We start from the raw sequence: 3152 nt of genomic DNA, 5'->3' as shown, positions 1-3152 counted from the left end.
TTTATGAACTTCAATCTTCTATAATAAATCCAACTTCCTGATCAAAAGCCTTTTTTTCTTCTTCAGATAGGTTCTTTTTCATAACACGGATGGTATATCCACCTTTTAGGACCCCTTTATCTAGATACATCCAATCAGAGATCCGTTGCGGATCTATTGTTACTTGATCACCATATTTTACAACCTTAGTTAGTTGCGGTTCATTATTAACGGTACCACGATATGATTTGCCATCTGAGGTTAGATTACCCACCCAGACATGTTCACCACCCCCATCTTCTGTATCGAATCTTACTTTGATAGCAAAACTCTCGTATCCTTCCTGGGGATCTTTAAAAGAAGTTTCAAAATTCTGAAACGTTTTATTTGCTTCGAGGATGGCCTGATTCATGGCTTGATCATCACCATTGAATTCGATGACATCATCATTCTTTATCTTTTCTTTAATCGTGTTTTGGCACGAAATAAATGAGAACGATACAAGTACGAGTAATAAAAAAAACTTGAAAATTGGACTGTTTTTTGAATGTAGCATTGTTTGTTTATTTGTATTAGCTTAGAAATATTATTTTAAGATAATCATAATTTAGTATTTACTGCAAATAGAAGAGAAATGACTAGTACTATGGTCTGTATTTTTATATAACAGTTTATTCATATCTTCAATAAATTTTAAATGGACAACTGGACTAACTTATATTAAAACAATGAAACATCATTTAATATTATTGATTCTCCTTTTTTCAGGCTTTATAAAATCCTTTGCTCAGACGAACGAGGAGGATGGAAGTTCTTATACTAGGGATGAAAAAGGATACGAATTGCGCACTAAAATGACTATACCGCCGTACGGACTGACGAAAATCAAGACGTTAATATCAAATATTACATTTAAAGAAGATCCAGAAGGAAGCTCTGATGGAGGTTTTGAGGCGATAAGTGCTTCGCAGTTTAATGGACTGAGCCTAAGAGAGAAATTTACTTATGTAATGATCCATGCAGAACTTTCTCAACAGAATTGTGCTATTCCAGAATATCAAAATGATCTTCAGAAACGCATTTTCGGACAGCTTGAAACGGGATTTAATGAGGCGAGCTGGAGCCAGAGACAAGCTGACTTTCTTCTTGAAAATCGAGACTCGGTATTGAGACTCATTCAAGAATCAGTTGGACGGAGCAAATGGATGGGCATTAACTACAAAGAAGCAATTTTAGAAATGAATGCTTGGAACATGATTCCTTTTATCATTACGTATGTTAAAAATACACCAAAGGATAAAGATGCACTAACCTTACTGATGCTATTAATGAAACGTGGCGAATATGAAGAATTCCTCAATTCAGTATCCTATCAGAAATTGTATGGTACAGATGCTGGTTATTATGCCTACTTGAACTATAATAAAGCAAATGAGGATTTAATTTGTGAGCGGGCAAATCGTTACTACAAAGTAAAAAAGAAATAATATGAAGCGAATAATTAGTGTCAGCCTCTTTATGATTTGTCTATGTACAACATTAGTTGCACAAGAGCATGTTTATGTTGAACCGACACAGGCTGATCGAAACTATAGGGCATACCGCGAGCAGGAGACAAAACCTGAGTTTGGTTTGAGAAAAGTTGAATCTTTAATCAAAAAAATTAAAGAACCAGAAGATGATGGCATGATTGCAGATTACATCGCGGCTATTTCTAAGGACGAATTTAAGCGATTGAATTTAAAAGAACAGTTTACCTATGTTATGATTCATCCAGAAGTATATAGTCAGGCTTGTATAGATGATATGACAAGTCGGGGTGAAGATCAAAAGATCTTTGGGTTACTTACTTTTCGTCTTTCAGGAGTCGACTGGAGCGCGGATCAATATAAGTTTCTCAAACAGAATCGCGATACAGTACAGACATTGATTTTTGAAACCATAGCTGTAAAGAAACATATGGGTGTCAATTTAAAATCGGCCTTGTCGAAATTTCTGCATGGGAAAGTATCCCGGCTATGATTCGCTATTATCAAACAAATAGGAAAGATAGGGATGTTTTGACGGTATTATCTTTAATATTAAAAAAAGAACAGTACACGCCTTACCTGAAATCTAAGATGTATGGAAAATTGTATTTGGGCGATGATAATTATATGACATCAGTTCGTTTCAATACAGCAAACGAACAATTTCTCTTATCTACGGCACAGGACTATTATAATCAGAAAATTTCAAAATGATGAAGAGCATTCGGATATTATTGATTGGATTTTTTTTATACATGAATACTTCTTTTGCCCAAGAACAAAAGTTTATTGCGGTGGAGGCAGGTACTTATATTTTAGGTGATACAATCAGTTTGGATAATCCTAAAAGATCCGTTTCAATTCCAGCTTTTGCTATTGCTGAAGCCGAATTAACAAATGAAGCATTTGCTGCATTTGTTTCTGCTACGCATTATGTCACATTGGCAGAACGATTTCGTAATGCAATGGTCTTTGAACCCGGATTAGAAGAATTTCGATGGATACAGGATAGTACGGCATATTGGCGGTTTCCAAATGGAATAAGTAGAGGCGGGATTAAAGATAAAATGAATCATCCTGTTACCTGTATATCCTATCGGGATGCAGTCGCTTACTGCGAATGGGCAGGGGTTCGTTTACCCTCATTGGATGAATGGGAAGTGGCTTCAAGAGCAGGTTCGGAGACAAAGTATTTTGAAGGGGTAGATTTAGAAAAAATCATCAATTATGCCAATATATGGCATGGCAGAAATCATTTGGTAGCCGATAGCACGGATGGTTATCTCTATACATCACCGATTAAAACATTTAAAGCAAATCCTTTAGGTTTATATGATGTATATGGTAATGTGTTTGAATTTTGTGAAGGCGCATTAGAACGTGATAAAGATAGGAAAGTTGCCCATGCACGCGGGGGATCGTGGTGGTGCAGTAAAAATAGTTGCGCATCCTTTAATTCGCAATACATAGGTTCGGTCAATCCAAATGCATCTTTTAGTAATCTTGGCTTTCGAGTAGTCAAGAAAATATAGAGAGATCTAATAAAAAGAAATCTCTCTACATCTATTTGTTATCTACCCATCCAGCCACCATCTACGGTCAGAATTGTTCCATGAACGTAGTTAGACGCTTCAGAGCTCAGAA

The 3152-nt window shown here is 35.9% G+C and carries 4 protein-coding genes; 3 read left to right on the top strand and 1 reads right to left on the bottom strand.

Translation table 11 applies throughout. The features are described from left to right. Positions 1-10: 10 nt before the first annotated feature. A complete protein-coding gene (locus tag L950_RS27400) occupies positions 11-535 on the bottom strand; it encodes a YegJ family protein (protein WP_021191162.1) in 525 nt (174 codons plus the stop codon). Between the two features lie 172 nt (positions 536-707). Between L950_RS27400 and L950_RS24690 the strand changes: the two genes are divergently transcribed. From L950_RS24690 to L950_RS24675, 3 genes are all read left to right on the top strand, one after another. After that, on the top strand, positions 708-1466 hold the full coding sequence (locus L950_RS24690; protein ID WP_021191161.1) for a hypothetical protein: 759 nt from the start codon (positions 708-710) through the stop codon (positions 1464-1466). A gap of 1 nt (position 1467) precedes the next feature. Then, entirely contained in the window at positions 1468-2001 is a 534-nt protein-coding gene (locus tag L950_RS24685) for a hypothetical protein (RefSeq protein ID WP_156169862.1), read from the top strand. A 217-nt stretch (positions 2002-2218) separates the two neighbouring features. Further along, the gene (locus tag L950_RS24675) at positions 2219-3040 is read left to right on the top strand and encodes a formylglycine-generating enzyme family protein (RefSeq protein ID WP_021191158.1); all 822 of its coding nucleotides are present in this window, start codon (positions 2219-2221) and stop codon (positions 3038-3040) included. The last annotated feature ends 112 nt before the right edge of the window (positions 3041-3152 follow it).

The sequence above is a fragment of the Sphingobacterium sp. IITKGP-BTPF85 genome, assembly GCF_001006065.1.
Lineage (GTDB): Bacteria > Bacteroidota > Bacteroidia > Sphingobacteriales > Sphingobacteriaceae > Sphingobacterium > Sphingobacterium anhuiense.
This window is presented reverse-complemented; position numbering and strand designations above follow the sequence as displayed.

Bases quoted from the DNA above. Each gene is read 5' to 3' on its own strand.
- L950_RS27400 (WP_021191162.1), bottom strand. From the start codon at position 535: ATGCTACATTCAAAAAACAGTCCAATTTTCAAGTTTTTTTTATTACTC.
- L950_RS24690 (WP_021191161.1), top strand. From the start codon at position 708: ATGAAACATCATTTAATATTATTGATTCTCCTTTTTTCAGGCTTTATA.
- L950_RS24685 (WP_156169862.1), top strand. From the start codon at position 1,468: ATGAAGCGAATAATTAGTGTCAGCCTCTTTATGATTTGTCTATGTACA.
- L950_RS24675 (WP_021191158.1), top strand. From the start codon at position 2,219: ATGATGAAGAGCATTCGGATATTATTGATTGGATTTTTTTTATACATG.